A 15,067-nucleotide genomic window follows, 5' to 3' on the forward strand; every position below is an offset into this window, starting at 1 on the left:
CCTTCATCCATAGGATGATATACAATTTCCATTTTAATTATGGTAATGTAAGGATATGAAAAAATTCAAAATAAAGCCGGATTTTAGCCTATCTTTTTAGAATTTAGTTTACATAATAAAATTATCATCCCCAACTGATCTATGGTACAGAAAAAAAGAACCCCTCTTCACTATTTCTCATATTATGCAAAAACGATTATGAGGTGGTGTCTATGGGGAGCTTAACTTATTTTGATTTCTTGGCGAAGTTTGGCGTAGGCGGAGCCCATCCGGGTGGAATCCATTTAACCCAAAACATTCTTTCAAATGAAAATATTACTGATAACTCCAAGGTTTTAGATGCAGGCTGTGGTACTGGACAGACTGCGGCGTATTTGTCCCAGCAACTTAAGGCAAAAGTATTTGGATTAGAGATCAATCCGATTATGCTGGAAAAGGCATATAGCCGCTTTCAGACACTTCAGCTTCCCGTTCAATTAATTCATGGGTCAATAGAAGAAATACCATTCGCGGATCATACCTTTGATTATGTATTATCAGAGTCTGTTTTGGCTTTTGTTGACAAAGTTAAGGCGTTAAAGGAATGTTATCGAGTGTTAAAAAAAGGCGGCCGATTAATTGCAAATGAAATGACGATGAACAAGAGGTTAAGTCAAAAAGAAGAAACAGAAATAATGAATTTTTACGCAGTTGATTCCTTATTATTAGAGGGAGACTGGTATCGGTTATTACAAGAAGCTGGTTTTAGAAATATTGAATTAAAAGCGCAAATACATGCCCTTAGCCATGGTAATCATGCAACGGAATTTAATTTTTCCAAAAATTTCGAACCTGAGCTTTTTCAAATTTTGAATGAGCATGGAAACATTGTCATAAAGTATCATGATATTTTAAGCTATCGAATTTTTACAGTTACAAAATGAAGGAAAGACCCTTTTTCTAAAAAAGAAGCTTTCTTACGGATGATAAAGATCTTTCAGAAACAATGCTGATTGAGCAAGTATATTTATACTTGCTCATTATTTATTTCAAGGTTAATTACATCAATCTAAAACAGCAAAAATTACATTTTCTAATGTGTATATTTATAACTTAGGGTCAAAAAATAATAACGTGAAAGGATGATGGAGACATGGATAAGACTTTAGGATATTTAAGAGAAACATTATCAAATTATACGGATGAACATTCAGAGGGAAGGCATCTTTACAAGAAGTTATTAGAAGGGGCTTATACATCAGAAGGCTCCTTTGTTCGAGACTTAAACCAAAAGGAAATAAATTTTTTAAATCAAGTGCTGCCAAAGGAAATTAACTATGCAAAAGAGGAACAAGATGAAAAAAGAGCATATGAACTCAATGAAGTTTATGAGCTATTATTTTAATAGGAGAAAAAGATGACAGAATTATCTGTCATCTTTTTTTGGAAATATCTTATTTTTTGCAAAATTATTTCCTAGGTAAGCGCAAAGTACGACAAAACACGATTCAAGTAAATGGTGTCTTTCCCTAAAAACTGACATAAACTGTGTAAAATCAACATTACATTTTTACAAAATTCTTCTCAAATCTGCCTCATACTGACAAATCGGTGATTTTCGTCTTTATTTTTATATTCCTAATGAATATCTCTTTTCTTAAATCGTCCACCACGAACTTCAGCGATATCCGCCACTGCTAAAAAGGCACTGTCATCATTCTCGGTAACGATTTCCTTCAATTTCGCTTCTTCAAGACGATTGATGACGCAAAAAATAACTTTTTTATCATCACCTGAATAGGCTCCCTCTCCATTGATGTAAGTAACCCCACGACCTAAGCGATTTAATATGGCATCGCCAATTTGTCTGGCATTGTCACTAATAATCCACACAGATTTGGATTCATCAAGCCCAGTTATGGTGATATCAATCGTTTTGTAAGCAACAAAATAAGCAATCAACGAATACATCGCCCGATCCCATGAAAATACAAAACCGGCACTGCCAAGGATGAAAAGATTAAAGAACATAATAATTTCCCCGACGGAAAAAGGAAGTTTATTATTAAAGAGAATAGCAAGAATTTCGGTCCCATCTAGTGAACCTCCGTACCGTATAACCAAACCAACACCAATACCAAGTACAATTCCCCCAAAAACAGTCGCAAGAAGAATATCTTGAGTAAATGCTGGAACCGGATGAAGTAAAGTTGTCCCAATCGAAAGTATAATGATGCCATAAAGAGTGGAGAATGCGAAGGTTTTTCCAATTTGTTTGTAGCCAATAAAGAAAAAAGGAATATTAAAAATAAAAAGGAAAATTCCCAGTTTCCATCCTGTCAAATAGGAAAGCATGATGGAAATGCCGGTTATCCCGCCGTCAATAACATTATTAGGAACAAGAAAGATTTCAAGTCCGACGGACATTAAGATTGCACCAATTGTGATTAACAATATTCGTTGTATGAGTTTTCTTTTAGTCAATTTTCGGTGCTGAATTTTTGCCATAATTGCTTCCTGCTGTTCGATTAAACTAATTTCCTGAGTTCCTGTCATTATCTTGCCCCTTTCAAAAATAACATTCTAAATTTATTATAACGAAATTTAACTGTTATTTATATTTTAATGCTTCTTTTTTTCAAGAGCTTCTTTATAAAAAAGAAAACTGCCTATTTTTTAAGGCAGCTTCATTTTTTATTAACTTGGATCAACCTCATCAAAGGAAAGTGTTGTCACACGTGTATATTCTTCTTTTTCTACCTCGTTATCAGTTGCGCTTTGATCTAATTCTTCCTGGTCATCCACTCCTGGAGCTAGTGTTGGTTCTTTTTTCTTATACATTTTAGTCAACTCCTTTTCGAAAGTATTTTTTCTTAAAAATTTGAAAATATACCGATTATTAAAATCCTGCCAGAGAACAGAAAAGAGTTGTTGGCTAGAATAATAAAAAGAAGCTACCTCAATTTTGAAGTAACTCCTTAATTATTATTAACATCTTAGGGGACCCAACCATGACATCAGTCCAAATGCTTTCAAATTTTCATTTCCTTTTAGTTAATGTTCAATTTAAAAGAAAACATTGAAAGCTAAGCCGATGTGTGTTTGTTCCGTTGAAGGAATTAATTCACATGTTAAATGGAATTCAAATTCCTAAAAGAAACAAATTTTCGGATTGACACCGTTTAAGACTCTTTATTCCTTCATTTGGATTATCAGCTTCTTGGCAATGCATCTTTTTGATAAGGTTTCGGTTTTGAATACATCTATAATCGGATGTACTAACCTATAAATCCTAAACTCTTTCCTTTGATATAGACTCTATTGAAATCATAGATATCAATTATGAAAGGATTTTGTTTTAGATTTAAGCCTTTGCAAATTGTATTTGCATCGCTCCACCAACCAAATGTTTGTTTGGAATGACCTTACAACTACTCGTTCACTAACGGAACGAACACGTATGGTTGAGCCTCCTAAGATGTTAACCATTGATTATCTTTTACATCTTAAGTATATCACGCAATTTTTAGAATTAACCAAAACTTCGTGACGAAATTGTGAACTTTTGGGTGAATTTTGTTATAAATAAGGAGTAAGGTCTTCCTTTACAAAAGGAAGACCTAGCATTTAATCAACAATTGGATTTTTAAAATTATCTTTGACAGTAATTTCGTACTCTTTAATTTTTTCTTCAATCCTAAATTTATGTTCAGAGAGCTTATCATTAAATGGAAGCGTGATTTTACTACCATCCGCCATCTCAAATTTATATTGAAATAATCCGATGGTCCCCTGATGATTTTTGTAAACAATATGTATCCTAGCCATTTCATTCCATTGATACTCTTTTTCCTCTAAGCTAGTCAAACCATTATAATGGATACCATCATCGTCCATATAATAATAATTTGTCAGGCTTAAAATAAATGCCGGAATACTTGCTAGAATTAAAAAAGCTGTAATCCATTTTAATTTTTTGCCTTCCCATTTCTGTCTAAAGATGAGATAAATGGTTAATATGACAGCAATAAATACCATTCCACCCATAAAAATGATATACGCAGTAAATGGTGTTGAAAAAAACCAATAGGAGCGAGAAAAATAGACCATGCTCTGATAGGATGCAACAATGACAAATGGTACGAATATGCTGCTTATAAATAAAATGATTGTATAAGCAACTAACTTAACGGAATTTTCCTCTTCTGATGCTTTCCTTCTTAATAAAAGCAAAAATCTTCCCCCCTGCATGCTAGGGAAGTTCAGCTATAGCGTTTAGAACTTTTCCTTCCCTGCTTGTTTATCTATTACTTTCTTTTATTTTACCTGATAATTACCAATTACCGTAAATATTTGACGAAATTTTCTTAATAAAGTTTCAATTACAAATAGAATCATAAAAAACCAACCTTATAAAAGATTGGTTTTAACGATTATTTTGATCCTGGGGCAGGCTGATCAACCCCTTTTACATTGTGACTATGACCATTATCTTCTGTTGTTTGGAAGTCATAATAATGGACATGCATTCCGTTCCCTACAGGGATTGCAGGACCTGAATAGGCACGATAGTGGTGTGTGTGTCCATCCTCAAAAAGAACATATCCTTCAGTATAATGAATATGTCCCCCATCTTGAGTTGGTATAGGTGGTGATGTTACATCTAAACATTGATGCACATGTCCTGAACTAACCCCGGTATAATCAACAGATCCATGATTATGATGTGGAACAAATCCATGGACAAAATCATCTTTACCTGTATTTCTAATAATAATCACCCCATTTTAAAAATTTTGATGTTACAACTATATGCTTTGGTGTTTAAAAAAAGTAAAAAATTATTTGATTCAACAACTTTTCCAGATGATTGGAAAAAGTTTCAGATTAATTCGTTAGAAATCCATACATAAGGAAAAAGATTATCCACATACTATTTTTGTAATTTCAATTTCAAAACGAAAGAAGGATTATTAATGACTGTAGGAACACAGGTAAAACAAGCTTTAGCAGGTTTAAAAAGTGCTCAGGCAAGTTTTGAAACCTTTGCATTAGCAACCGATAACCAAAATGCAAAACAACTTTATCAACAAGCTGCTCAGCAGACACAATCAGTTCTTGACAGCCTTGAACCACGCCTTCAAGAAATCATTTCTGAAGAACCGCAATACAATCAATAAACCAGAAATAGGTTGGCGATTTTAGCCAACCCCTTTTTCATTTTTAGAATTTCCTAAGAAAGGAAGTTACTATTATGACAATTGCTTCAAATGTCAAACAATGTCTTTCCACCCTAAATGGAATAGAAGCCCAATTGTCTTCCTTAGCATTAAATTCACTTGATGAGGAAGCAAAAATTATATTCCATGAAACGAGTTTACTCATTGGGGATGTAAAAAAAGACTTACAATATCGGGTTTTAGAACTTGAACGACATGAACCACAATACAAAGGTTCTTAATTCTTTGAGGTGACAAACGATGCCAGGTTGGATTTTTATTATCATTCGCTCGTTGATTTTCCTACTGCTCTTATTCATTACCACTAAAGTTCTTGGGAAGAAGCAAATTTCTGAGCTCTCCTTTTTTGAATATGTTGCTGGAATAACGATTGGAAGTATTGCCGGCGAGGTTGTTACAGGGCTTGAAGCTAACATGTTTCATGGCGCATTAGCCATCATCGTGTTTGGATTTATTACTTTTTTGTCTAATTATTTATCCATAAAAAGTAAAAAATTCAGTGACTTCGTTGAAGGTAAAGGCACCGTTGTTATTCAGGATGGGAAAATCTTAGAGAATAATTTAAAAAAGGAAAAGTATACAATAGATGAACTATCTGCCCTTCTAAGACAAAAGAATATTTTTAAAGTCGCTGACGTTGAATTTGCCGTATTAGAACCACGAGGAAATTTAAGTGCCCTGTTAAAACCAGATAATCGTCCTTTAACACCTAAAGATTTACAAATGAAAAAGCCAAATGAGAAAGAGCCGCAAACGGTCATAATGGATGGGAATATCGTTGATGAGGCATTAAGATGTGCCGGAAAAGGCAGAGGCTGGCTATATACCGAGTTAGAAAAACTAGAAGTGACCCTTGACAATGTTTTTCTTGGTCAAGTGGATTCATATGGAGATTTAACGGTTGATCTTTATGATGATAAAATTAAAGTTCCTTCGCCAGCTCAGCGCCCGCTATTACTGGCAACCTTAAAGAAAACTCAGGCAGACCTAGAAATATTTTCACTTGAAACCAATTGTGAAAAATCAAAAGCGATGTATAAGAAAAATGCGGTTATCTTACAGGATACAATCGATAAGCTGTCTCCATACCTTAATGGTTAATATATGAAGTGCTAAAAAAATCCTTATCAATTGAATTGATAAGGATTCGTCATTCATTATTGTTTAATTTCTTCCTATGCACTAACTTTTTGAATTTTTGGCTTTACTATCTTGTTTGAAACATAGCTGTGCAGAACCATTCCAACCATTACCAAAACCATACCGCTCCAAGATAGAGTTGATGGCATTACCGAATTTAATAGTAACAATTCTCCGATAACAGCGAATAAAACTTCCATTGATTGTGTTGCCTCAACAGCAGCAAGTTTTTGCATGTCTCCTCTTACGAGATCTGTCGCATGAAAGAAAAGGATAGTTGCGATCACTCCAGAGGATATGGCAACGAGTGCGGATTGCATAGTTTGCCCTAAACTTGGCGGTCCCCCATCTATCAGTCCTAAAATGGATAATATAATCCAAAAGGGCATACTTGCTAATGTCATTCCTAATACACGTTGGAAAACATCAAGGCGGCCACCGCATACCTCCATCATTTTTCTATTCCCTAAAGGGTAGGCAAAAGATGCTACTACGACCGGTAATATCCCTAAGAATAAAGCGATCATTGACAAATGATTAGCTTGTTCTACCTGCATTAAAGAAATTCCAAGTACAATGATTAATGACAACCCTAAACCTTTGAAAGGTATTTTCCCCTTTATTCGCGTCAGACCTTTATCTGTTACCACCGTTTCATAAAATAGTGGCGCCAGCAATGAACCGGATATAATTGTAATCTGCCATGTCGCGGCAATTAGCCAACCGGGAGCATATGCTGCTGAAAAACATATGGGAGCATAAAATAATCCGAAGCCAATTGAACTCCATAGTAACCAAGCAACAGGCCGCTTTTTCATTTCCACAAACAATGGTTTTAAATTTTTCCTCGCAATTACAATTATGAAAAGAAAGGGAACCATAAAGAAATACCTTAAGGATGCACTCCAAATCCAGCTTCCCCCTGCAAGTTCCATTGATCTATTTAATATAAATGTAAATGCAAAAAAGAAAGCGGCAAATATGCCTATTATGATGGGCCGCATGGTTCCTAGTCTCCTTTTTACTACAGCTTTTTCTCGAGAGAAAACAATTCCTCTTCCATTGAATTCATTTTTTGTTCCATTATTAGACGAGAATCCTTGATTGCTTCATTGTAAAAGTATGGTCCTAGATGATTTTTAAAAAAATCAAATGCATTTTCGGCAGCAATCAAACCAATTTCTTCATTTCTTTCCTCATAGAAATATCGCTGAATCTCTGAAATCATCTTATCTTTTTGCTGTTTAGTGAACTGAATAAACAAGGTTTATCTCTCCTTTTTTTATATGTACATAGTGTTATTTTCCATTATAAAAGGGAAACCATCAAGTGGTTTCCCTAAATTTATGATTAGATTAACTACTTGTTTCTTTAATATCTAATATTAGATATCTTCTACTCATTAAAGCAACCGAAAAAGAACAAAGAAAAAGTCCAGTTGCCACAATGAAGGTGGTTCTTACACCAAACGATTCGGTAATCCATCCCATTACCAGTGATGAAATACCAAAAGCACCAAATATCAATGTACCTCTGGCAGAATATACTTTAGCCAAAAGTTGTTCTTTTGCGCTTTTTTGGATAATTGTAGTCTCTGCAACATCACGAGCCATTTGCGGCAATCCAAACAAAAAGGAAGCGAATAAAGCAAACATTGGAATCGAGGTCATTCCAAACAAAAAAGTAATCACAATTAGGCTAAAGGTGGACCAAAGGATTGTTTTTCCTAAATTTCTTTCTAAAAAGTGTGAAAAACGGTATATTAGCAGACCGCCAAATAGCATTCCTGCAAAGAAGGATCCATTAATAAATCCCCACCAGCTCTCACCTTTATTTAAGGCCTCAGCAACATATACAAACAAAATTGCAGCAATCCAAACTCCGTTAGCAAAGGTTTCAAGGATATTCATAAAACTAATGGTCCTAAGCTGTTTTGAATTCCAGATGATTCTCCAGCCCTCTTTTAAGGCATCCATCCGCGATTGGTCATCAACTGTCTGGAGGTCCGCACCATGTTTGATTAATCCCATAAATATTGTTGATAGCAGATATAAACAAAAAGTTAGCCAAAGAATTTTTCCAGCACCCAAAGCGACTAACAAGATACTGCCGATCGGCCAAGCGATAAGCTGAACGATTTGATCGGAAATGGAGAGTAAACTATTGGTTTTCACAAGCTTACTTTCCTCTACAAGACTGGGAACAAGTGCATTTCGAGCAGGAGATGCCCATCCATCTAAAAAAGAAATAAAACAGATAAGCAAATAAATCCAAAACAGCCAACCATCTTTAAAAACAACTGCAGTTATGCACAATACCAATAGCAAAAATGTTTTTCCACATTGCGAAAAAAATAAAATCGCCTTGAGCTTATATTTATTGATAACCAATGGTGCCAATAACCCGCTAATTAAAGCGGAAAAAGTATTAAAAAACGGAACGAGTGACATATAAGTAACGGAGCCCGTTGCATCAAAGATCAACTTGATTAAACAAACCAAATATAATATATCTCCAAGATTGGCAGACATTTGCCCAAACCAAAGAAACCGGAAAGAAACTTGTTTTCCGAGAAAATTGGACATAAAACACCCTCACTTTTTATTAAATTTTTTATAAAAAAGTAAGGTTTTTTACATGGGCATCCTCCACATATATCTAATTTCATTCATTACTAGTATAACAGATTTCCGAATTATTTGTAAATTAATCCTGGAAATTCCTGTATAATTCATCTATGAAAAATATAGAGTATTTTGTCGATCAAAAGTAAGGCCCTGGATGAAACCTTAGGCCGCTTTATTCGTACAAAGAACAGGTAAGAATAATAATAGAGGTGAGGTTGATACGATGTTTGGAAAAGTTGCAGCAGATATTTTAGGATTAAGCGATGTTGGTTCTGTTATTAAACCGGAAAATTATGACAAGGTTGACGCTGATGATTATGTCATGCATGAAGACGATGAGAAAATTTATTTTTTAATTAAATCAAAATCCGATGAATATTGCTTTACAAATAATGCCCTCATTCATCTTGATGGAACAAGTGCTACAAGTAAAAAACGCATGCTCCACCGTTATAGTTATGCTACTAACAGAATTTCAGATGTTCATCTTGAAACTGCCGGAACAGTCGACCTTGATGTGGAAATAAAATTTAAAATCGGCTCTGCTCCCTTCTCAATTGATGTTCATAAGAAACATATTGAGGAGGTAAAGGATTTATATAAAGCTCTTATCAAAATTTCTGAGATCTCACATGAAAATGAAACTTCGCTTCAATTTGCCAAACAAAGCCTTGAGGTTGCCTCCACTACACTAGGCAGGATAACTAGTCCGGACAGCAACTTGGTTGTTCAATTCAAAATGCTAAACCAGGCAGCCTTTCAGTGGTTAGAAGAAAGTAAAAAACAATATTGTGTAAAAGATTTTGGCTTTGTTTTTGAAAAGTATATTAACAATTAACTATAAAAGCTAACCCCAAACTTGATATCCCATCAGCTTGGGGTTATTGTTTATCTATAATCGATTAGAGCATCTTCTAATGGTAAGCGAGTTGTCTTAAATGCAGGTGCAGCAGCTTTTCCTATGGGAATCAAAACAACTGGATAATAACGATCCGAAACCTTAAATTTTTCCATGAATTGTTCTTTGTTAAAGCCACCCATTGGCACTGTATCAAAGCCTCTATCTTTAGCAATTAGCATGATCTGCATTGAAATAAGTCCAGCATCAAATGCAGCAATATTTTTCCTAGTTTCTTCTGGAGCGAATGGGTACGTTTTATTTGTACTTTCGATTAATCGCTCCATATTTGCTTCATCCATAAAACCTGCTTCAAGGGCACTTCGATATACTTTTTCTACACTCTTATACATCTCTTTATCACCAAGTACTGCAATAACAGCAGATGCAGTTACGACTTGTTCTTGGTTGTTAGCAATGGTTCTAAGCTCTTTCTTTGTTTCTTGGTCTTGGATCACAATAAAGCGCCAAGGTTGAAGATTACTTGAGGATGGTGCTAGTGTCGCTTCCTTTAGTATATCTTTAATTTCCTCTTGTGAGATTTTATATGTTGGATCATATTTTCTAACTGAATGACGTTCTTTTATTAGTTCAGACAGACTTTTTGATAAAACTGTATCCATGAGAGATATCCTCCTAGTGTGTATTAACTTACTAATAGTAAGTTAAATCCATCTTACTATTAGTAAGTACCTACCGTCAAGTATAACAAATATGATATTATAAAGTTAGAAAAGTAAAAATGAGGTATTTTAAGATGGGTGAAACTAACAAACAGAATGATGTGAACTGCACTGAAAAGGAAATCCAACATACCTGTACCAATTTCCATAATGCCATTGAATTTATCGGCAAACGGTGGATGGGTGCTGTTATTTATGCATTATTAGAAGGTCCAAAACGATACCATGAAATCATTTCCTCAATACCTGGAATATCTGATAGACTATTAACAGAAAGATTACGCGACTTGGAAAATGAAGGATTGATCGTTAAAAAAATCATTACCACTTCTCCTAAAAAAGTTGAATATGAATTAACACCAATTGGAAAAGAACTCGAAAAAGTCATTAAAATTCTGATTAAATGGGTGAAAAACCGCGAAGTTACTCATGGTGATGAAAACCCCCAATAAAGTAAAAAAATGCATGTACGATTTCGTGCATGCATTTTTTTATTTAGGATGGATTCTGTCGATGAAACAATCCCATTACTTCAATTGTTTCTGTAATATTTACGAATGCTGCTGGGTCCACTTCAGTAATGAGATTTTTCACCTCATTTAATTCGTACCTTGAAATAACTGTAATTAATACATTCCGTTGGTCATTAGAATAACCTCCGACACCGTCCATTATAGTCAATCCCCTGTATAAGTTTGTCAGCAAGTGCTCTCTCATTTCTTGACCTTTCTCTGTAATGATCATTATCGTTAATTTAGCATGATCGGTATAAATTGCATCCACCACTTTACCGGTTACATAAATGGATACTAATGTATATAATGCTGCATCCCAATTAAATAGAAATCCACTAATTACAATGACAACAGCGTTCATACCCGATAGCAGTACCCCGATTGGAAAATCCTTTTTCCTTGAAACGATCATACCAATGATATCAAAGCCACCAGTTGAACCCGCACAACGGAATACGATGCCTCCCCCTAAACCTGTTAAAGCACCACCGAATATGGATGACAAAATGGGATCATTTGCAATTGCAATCACAGGTACAATATAAAGTCCCACTGAAATGATCAGCACCGAGAAAATAGAATTCATGATAAACTTTTTCCCTAACTTTTTATACCCAATTATCAATAAAGGAAGGTTCAATAGCAAGTTGGCTAATCCTGTGTTAATTGGGGTGATCATCCCTAACATCATGGAAATCCCGCTCAGTCCACTGCTTAACACCTCATGGGGAATTAAAAATAGGTTGAAGGCCATCACAATTATTAGTGAACCTGATATAATTCCGACAATTTGCATAAAACTCCTCCTGTACAAGCACAATATTATTTAAAAATCATACCGATTCTCATATTCAATGTAAATTAATTGTTTTTTCACAATAGTTTTGATTTGTCTGGCGATTTTTCTATTGACAATTTTAAATTTATAATTATACTTTAGTAATATATTAAACTTTATATGCTAAATCCTCATCAAACCGATGGGGTAGAGGTCGCGGTTTTTATCAGTAAAACGGACGAGGTGTAGAGACACCCCTGACTCCGTTTGAAAGGAAAAACTGCCGAAGCGTACTTTTATCTCTAAAAAAGCATGCTGGGGCTGTCTCCGAATAGGAACAGAACTGTCACGTTTGGCCCTACCAGTCAAGCGTGTTGAGCTATCTTTCGGAAGGTATGATGCGGGGTATTGACAATGCCATCGATTCTACTTCGATGGCATTTTTTATTCCATCGCTCCTTCCAAGTAAATAATAAAGGAGTCATGACAATGCAATCAGCAAGAGCACTTGAAGAACATGTTAATTCTGGTGATCTAACACAAAAAGAAGAAACGACTGAACTTAAACGAAGCTTAAAATCACGTCACCTTACAATGATTTCTCTTGGGGGAACGATCGGTACCGGACTATTCCTTGCTAGCGGCGGCGCCATTCATACTGCCGGACCGGGTGGTGCGATTCTTTCCTATCTCGTCATAGGCGTAATGGTTTACTTTTTAATGCAAAGCCTAGCCGAAATGGGCGCATATATGCCGGTTGCCGGAAGCTTTAGCACCTATGCAACTAAATTTGTTGACCCCGCCCTAGGTTTTGCACTTGGCTGGAACTACTGGTACAACTGGGCGATTACCATTGCTGCCGAATTAGCTGCAGTAACGATGATAATGAAATTCTGGTTTCCACATACTCCATCGTTAGTTTGGAGCAGCATCTTTTTAGTGATTATGTTTCTATTAAATTATCTTTCTGTTAAAGGATTCGGAGAAGCTGAATATTGGTTTTCTCTAATTAAGGTAGTAACAGTTATTATCTTTATTATTATTGGCACTTTAATGATTTTTGGCATTATGGGTGATCATACGATCGGTTTTAAAAATTTCACAATTGGTGATGCCCCATTCCACGGCGGGTTTATGGCTATGCTTGGAATCTTTATGGCAGCTGGTTTTTCATTCCAAGGGACCGAGCTTTTAGGTGTTGCAGCCGGTGAAACCGATGATCCCGCAAAAGCAATTCCACGTGCAGTAAAATCAGTATTTTGGCGAATTCTTTTGTTTTATGTATTAGCCATTTTAGTTATTGGACTTTTGATTCCTTATACAAATGAAAACTTGGCAAATGGGGATGTTACTGTCAGCCCATTCACTCTTGTTTTTCAAAAAGCAGGAATTGCATTTGCGGCATCTGTAATGAATGCCGTCATTTTAACAGCAGTATTATCTGCGGGAAATTCAGGAATGTATGCTTCGACCCGTATGCTTTGGGATTTGGCTCGTCAAGGGAAAGCACCAAAATTCCTTGGGAAACTTAATAAAAATGGCGTACCGGTAAATGCGTTAATAGTTACAACTTTAGTGGGAACACTTGCCTTTCTTGCTTCTTTCTTTGGAGATGGTACCGTTTATGTATGGCTCTTAAACGCTTCTGGAATGTCAGGGTTTATTGCTTGGCTCGGTATCGCTATTTGCCACTATCGTTTCCGTAGAGCATTTATTGCCCAAGGTAAGGATCTTAGCTTGTTACCTTATAAAGCAAAATTCTTCCCGTTTGGGCCGATTTTCGCATTTGCCGTCTGTGCATTTGTTATTTTAGGGCAAAACTATTCTGCCTTTATGGGTGACCATATTGATTGGAACGGTGTGTTAGTTTCCTATATTGGCTTGCCATTATTCCTTATTTTATGGCTTGGTTATAAATTCACAAAAAGAACAAAGTTTATCCCATTAGAAAAATGCGATTTAGAAGTTTAATATTTGTAAAACAACACGTAATTTTTTGCGTGTTGTTTTTTCTTAATAAAAAAAGCATTATCCAATAAAGAATAATGCCTCATAACTTTACTTCAACTTCGGTACCATCCTTTAATTTTGTATCCACAAGCACTAGCCCCTTATGATTAGAGAGACCTTTTAACAATGGCATCAAATCTTTTCTTTCAATTTGAGGGAAGATGAATTTACTTCCATCCTTTTCAATCGCTTTATTGATAAAGCCATTGACTCTTTTTGAAGTAATAATAAAACTAAACAAATTTAAAACTGAATATGGAACTGGAATGGAGAACTTTTTTTCGTTTAATTTTACTCTAACTTTAAGCATGGATTATTCAATCACCACGAAAACTTTATCACCGTTCGCTGATGTAATATCAACAATTTGTCCATCCAATTCATTTTCAATGGCTTCGATTAACAGGTCAACGTTAATATCCTTAACATATTTTGATGCCTCTGGTATTTTTTCTGCAATGTTGGTACCTACCTTTAAGACCGCCTTTACAAGATTAATCGGCAAATTCACGTTTACATTATCACCTTTTTCGGAGGTAACTCGAATTTTTAACATCTTGTTTCCGTATGGGACATCCTTTTTTAATTGAACTGGCTCCAGCTGATTTTTTCCCTGTAATATATTGATCAATTCACCGGCTTTTTCCTTATCAATCTTTCCATCCTCGACCATGGTTAATACTCTTGAAATTTCGTCATTCATGACACTTCCCCCTCTTTTAATAATTGAATAGCCTCTTCTGCTGTGATCTCTCCCTTTTCTAACATTGTAACAACCTTTTTCTTATCCACTTCCGGTTTCTTTTGCGTAGAATAGCCAAGGGCAGAAATAATATCATCTAACTTCCCCCTTACAGTCGGATAAGAAATTCCTAGTTCCTTCTCTACTTCTTTAATATTTCCGCGGCATTTAATAAAAATCTCGATAAATTGAAGTTGTTCCTGACCAAGTGCTGCAAGCTTCGATATTTCAAACTCATTTTCTACAGTAGTCTGACAATTCTTGCACTGCAACTTGGTAATTTTTAATTGTTTGCTGCAAACTGGACAATTTGTAATTAACGGATAAGCCATCATATTCTCCTTTCCTATATTAACCAAATCATACTACATTTTTCATTAAAATAAAAGTATTGATTAAAAAAATTTATTTTTATTAACATTTTTGTTAATTTATTTAATCTTAATATTAATAAT

Annotated in this window: 20 protein-coding genes and 1 riboswitch; of the genes, 8 read left to right on the forward strand and 12 right to left on the reverse strand. The window is 35.1% G+C overall.

Going from position 1 to position 15,067, the window contains the following annotated elements:
* Positions 1-212 precede the first annotated feature (212 nt).
* Both V7150_RS05375 and V7150_RS05380 read left to right on the forward strand, forming a co-directional pair.
* The gene (locus V7150_RS05375; RefSeq protein ID WP_335514537.1) at positions 213-923 is read left to right on the forward strand and encodes a class I SAM-dependent methyltransferase; all 711 of its coding nucleotides are present in this window, start codon (positions 213-215) and stop codon (positions 921-923) included.
* A gap of 209 nt (positions 924-1,132) precedes the next feature.
* Positions 1,133-1,384, forward strand: a complete 252-nt coding sequence (locus V7150_RS05380; RefSeq protein ID WP_335514540.1) for a sigma-G-dependent sporulation-specific acid-soluble spore protein CsgA — start codon at positions 1,133-1,135, stop codon at positions 1,382-1,384.
* Positions 1,385-1,617: 233 nt separating this feature from the next.
* Here the strand turns inward: V7150_RS05380 and V7150_RS05385 are convergent, their stop codons facing one another.
* The 4 genes from V7150_RS05385 to V7150_RS05400 all read right to left on the reverse strand — a co-directional run bounded on the left by V7150_RS05385 (position 1,618) and on the right by V7150_RS05400 (position 4,751).
* Positions 1,618-2,487 carry a YitT family protein gene (locus V7150_RS05385; RefSeq protein ID WP_420490256.1) on the reverse strand — a complete coding sequence of 290 codons (870 nt, stop codon included), beginning with the start codon at positions 2,485-2,487 and terminating at the stop codon, positions 1,618-1,620.
* Positions 2,488-2,676: 189 nt separating this feature from the next.
* Positions 2,677-2,820 (reverse strand): hypothetical protein, encoded by a 144-nt coding sequence (locus V7150_RS05390; protein ID WP_335514547.1) that lies wholly within the window; start codon positions 2,818-2,820, stop codon positions 2,677-2,679.
* 786 nt (positions 2,821-3,606) lie between these two features.
* Entirely contained in the window at positions 3,607-4,212 is a 606-nt protein-coding gene (locus V7150_RS05395; protein ID WP_335514551.1) for a hypothetical protein, read from the reverse strand.
* Between the two features lie 200 nt (positions 4,213-4,412).
* Positions 4,413-4,751 carry a YmaF family protein gene (locus tag V7150_RS05400; RefSeq protein ID WP_335514589.1) on the reverse strand — a complete coding sequence of 113 codons (339 nt, stop codon included), beginning with the start codon at positions 4,749-4,751 and terminating at the stop codon, positions 4,413-4,415.
* A gap of 204 nt (positions 4,752-4,955) precedes the next feature.
* On the opposite strand from V7150_RS05400, the gene V7150_RS05405 reads away from it, so the two are divergent.
* The 3 genes from V7150_RS05405 (at position 4,956) to V7150_RS05415 (ending at position 6,320) form a co-directional block, all read left to right on the forward strand.
* Entirely contained in the window at positions 4,956-5,159 is a 204-nt protein-coding gene (locus V7150_RS05405) for a DUF1657 domain-containing protein (protein ID WP_218348721.1), read from the forward strand.
* A 74-nt stretch (positions 5,160-5,233) separates the two neighbouring features.
* Entirely contained in the window at positions 5,234-5,440 is a 207-nt protein-coding gene (locus tag V7150_RS05410) for a DUF1657 domain-containing protein (RefSeq protein WP_335514557.1), read from the forward strand.
* A 19-nt stretch (positions 5,441-5,459) separates the two neighbouring features.
* Positions 5,460-6,320 (forward strand): DUF421 domain-containing protein, encoded by an 861-nt coding sequence (locus V7150_RS05415; protein ID WP_335514560.1) that lies wholly within the window; start codon positions 5,460-5,462, stop codon positions 6,318-6,320.
* A gap of 74 nt (positions 6,321-6,394) precedes the next feature.
* Here the strand turns inward: V7150_RS05415 and V7150_RS05420 are convergent, their stop codons facing one another.
* From V7150_RS05420 to V7150_RS05430, 3 genes are all read right to left on the reverse strand, one after another.
* On the reverse strand, positions 6,395-7,363 hold the full coding sequence (locus V7150_RS05420) for a DMT family transporter (protein ID WP_335514563.1): 969 nt from the start codon (positions 7,361-7,363) through the stop codon (positions 6,395-6,397).
* Positions 7,364-7,383: 20 nt separating this feature from the next.
* Positions 7,384-7,623, reverse strand: a complete 240-nt coding sequence (locus V7150_RS05425; protein WP_335514565.1) for a DUF2164 domain-containing protein — start codon at positions 7,621-7,623, stop codon at positions 7,384-7,386.
* Positions 7,624-7,714: 91 nt separating this feature from the next.
* A complete protein-coding gene (locus tag V7150_RS05430) occupies positions 7,715-8,944 on the reverse strand; it encodes an MFS transporter (RefSeq protein WP_335514567.1) in 1,230 nt (409 codons plus the stop codon).
* 265 nt (positions 8,945-9,209) lie between these two features.
* Between V7150_RS05430 and V7150_RS05435 the strand changes: the two genes are divergently transcribed.
* Positions 9,210-9,824 carry a PH domain-containing protein gene (locus tag V7150_RS05435; RefSeq protein ID WP_335514570.1) on the forward strand — a complete coding sequence of 205 codons (615 nt, stop codon included), beginning with the start codon at positions 9,210-9,212 and terminating at the stop codon, positions 9,822-9,824.
* Between the two features lie 50 nt (positions 9,825-9,874).
* Here the strand turns inward: V7150_RS05435 and V7150_RS05440 are convergent, their stop codons facing one another.
* Positions 9,875-10,507 carry a nitroreductase family protein gene (locus V7150_RS05440; RefSeq protein WP_335514572.1) on the reverse strand — a complete coding sequence of 211 codons (633 nt, stop codon included), beginning with the start codon at positions 10,505-10,507 and terminating at the stop codon, positions 9,875-9,877.
* 134 nt (positions 10,508-10,641) lie between these two features.
* On the opposite strand from V7150_RS05440, the gene V7150_RS05445 reads away from it, so the two are divergent.
* Positions 10,642-11,019: a winged helix-turn-helix transcriptional regulator gene (locus V7150_RS05445; RefSeq protein WP_335514575.1), complete on the forward strand. Its 378-nt coding sequence runs from the start codon at positions 10,642-10,644 to the stop codon at positions 11,017-11,019.
* 43 nt (positions 11,020-11,062) lie between these two features.
* Here V7150_RS05445 and V7150_RS05450 read toward each other — a convergent pair whose 3' ends face one another.
* Positions 11,063-11,878, reverse strand: coding sequence for a YitT family protein (locus V7150_RS05450; protein WP_335514578.1), 816 nt, complete (start codon positions 11,876-11,878; stop codon positions 11,063-11,065).
* Positions 11,879-12,060: 182 nt separating this feature from the next.
* Positions 12,061-12,250, forward strand: a riboswitch (Lysine riboswitch).
* A gap of 99 nt (positions 12,251-12,349) precedes the next feature.
* Here V7150_RS05450 and V7150_RS05455 point away from each other — a divergent pair.
* Positions 12,350-13,831, forward strand: a complete 1,482-nt coding sequence (locus V7150_RS05455) for an amino acid permease (RefSeq protein ID WP_335514592.1) — start codon at positions 12,350-12,352, stop codon at positions 13,829-13,831.
* A gap of 79 nt (positions 13,832-13,910) precedes the next feature.
* Here V7150_RS05455 and V7150_RS05460 read toward each other — a convergent pair whose 3' ends face one another.
* From V7150_RS05460 to V7150_RS05470, 3 genes are read right to left on the reverse strand one after another with little or no spacing between them, the layout of a single operon-like run.
* The gene (locus V7150_RS05460) at positions 13,911-14,180 is read right to left on the reverse strand and encodes a hypothetical protein (RefSeq protein WP_335514580.1); all 270 of its coding nucleotides are present in this window, start codon (positions 14,178-14,180) and stop codon (positions 13,911-13,913) included.
* Positions 14,181-14,183: 3 nt separating this feature from the next.
* Entirely contained in the window at positions 14,184-14,573 is a 390-nt protein-coding gene (locus V7150_RS05465) for an SHOCT-like domain-containing protein (RefSeq protein WP_335514583.1), read from the reverse strand.
* On the reverse strand, positions 14,570-14,944 hold the full coding sequence (locus V7150_RS05470) for a DUF2089 domain-containing protein (protein WP_335514586.1): 375 nt from the start codon (positions 14,942-14,944) through the stop codon (positions 14,570-14,572). Before V7150_RS05470 ends, V7150_RS05465 begins: the two co-directional genes overlap by 4 nt.
* Positions 14,945-15,067 lie beyond the last annotated feature (123 nt).

It is taken from the genome of Neobacillus drentensis (assembly GCF_036965245.1).
Lineage (GTDB): Bacteria > Bacillota > Bacilli > Bacillales > Cytobacillaceae > Neobacillus > Neobacillus drentensis_G.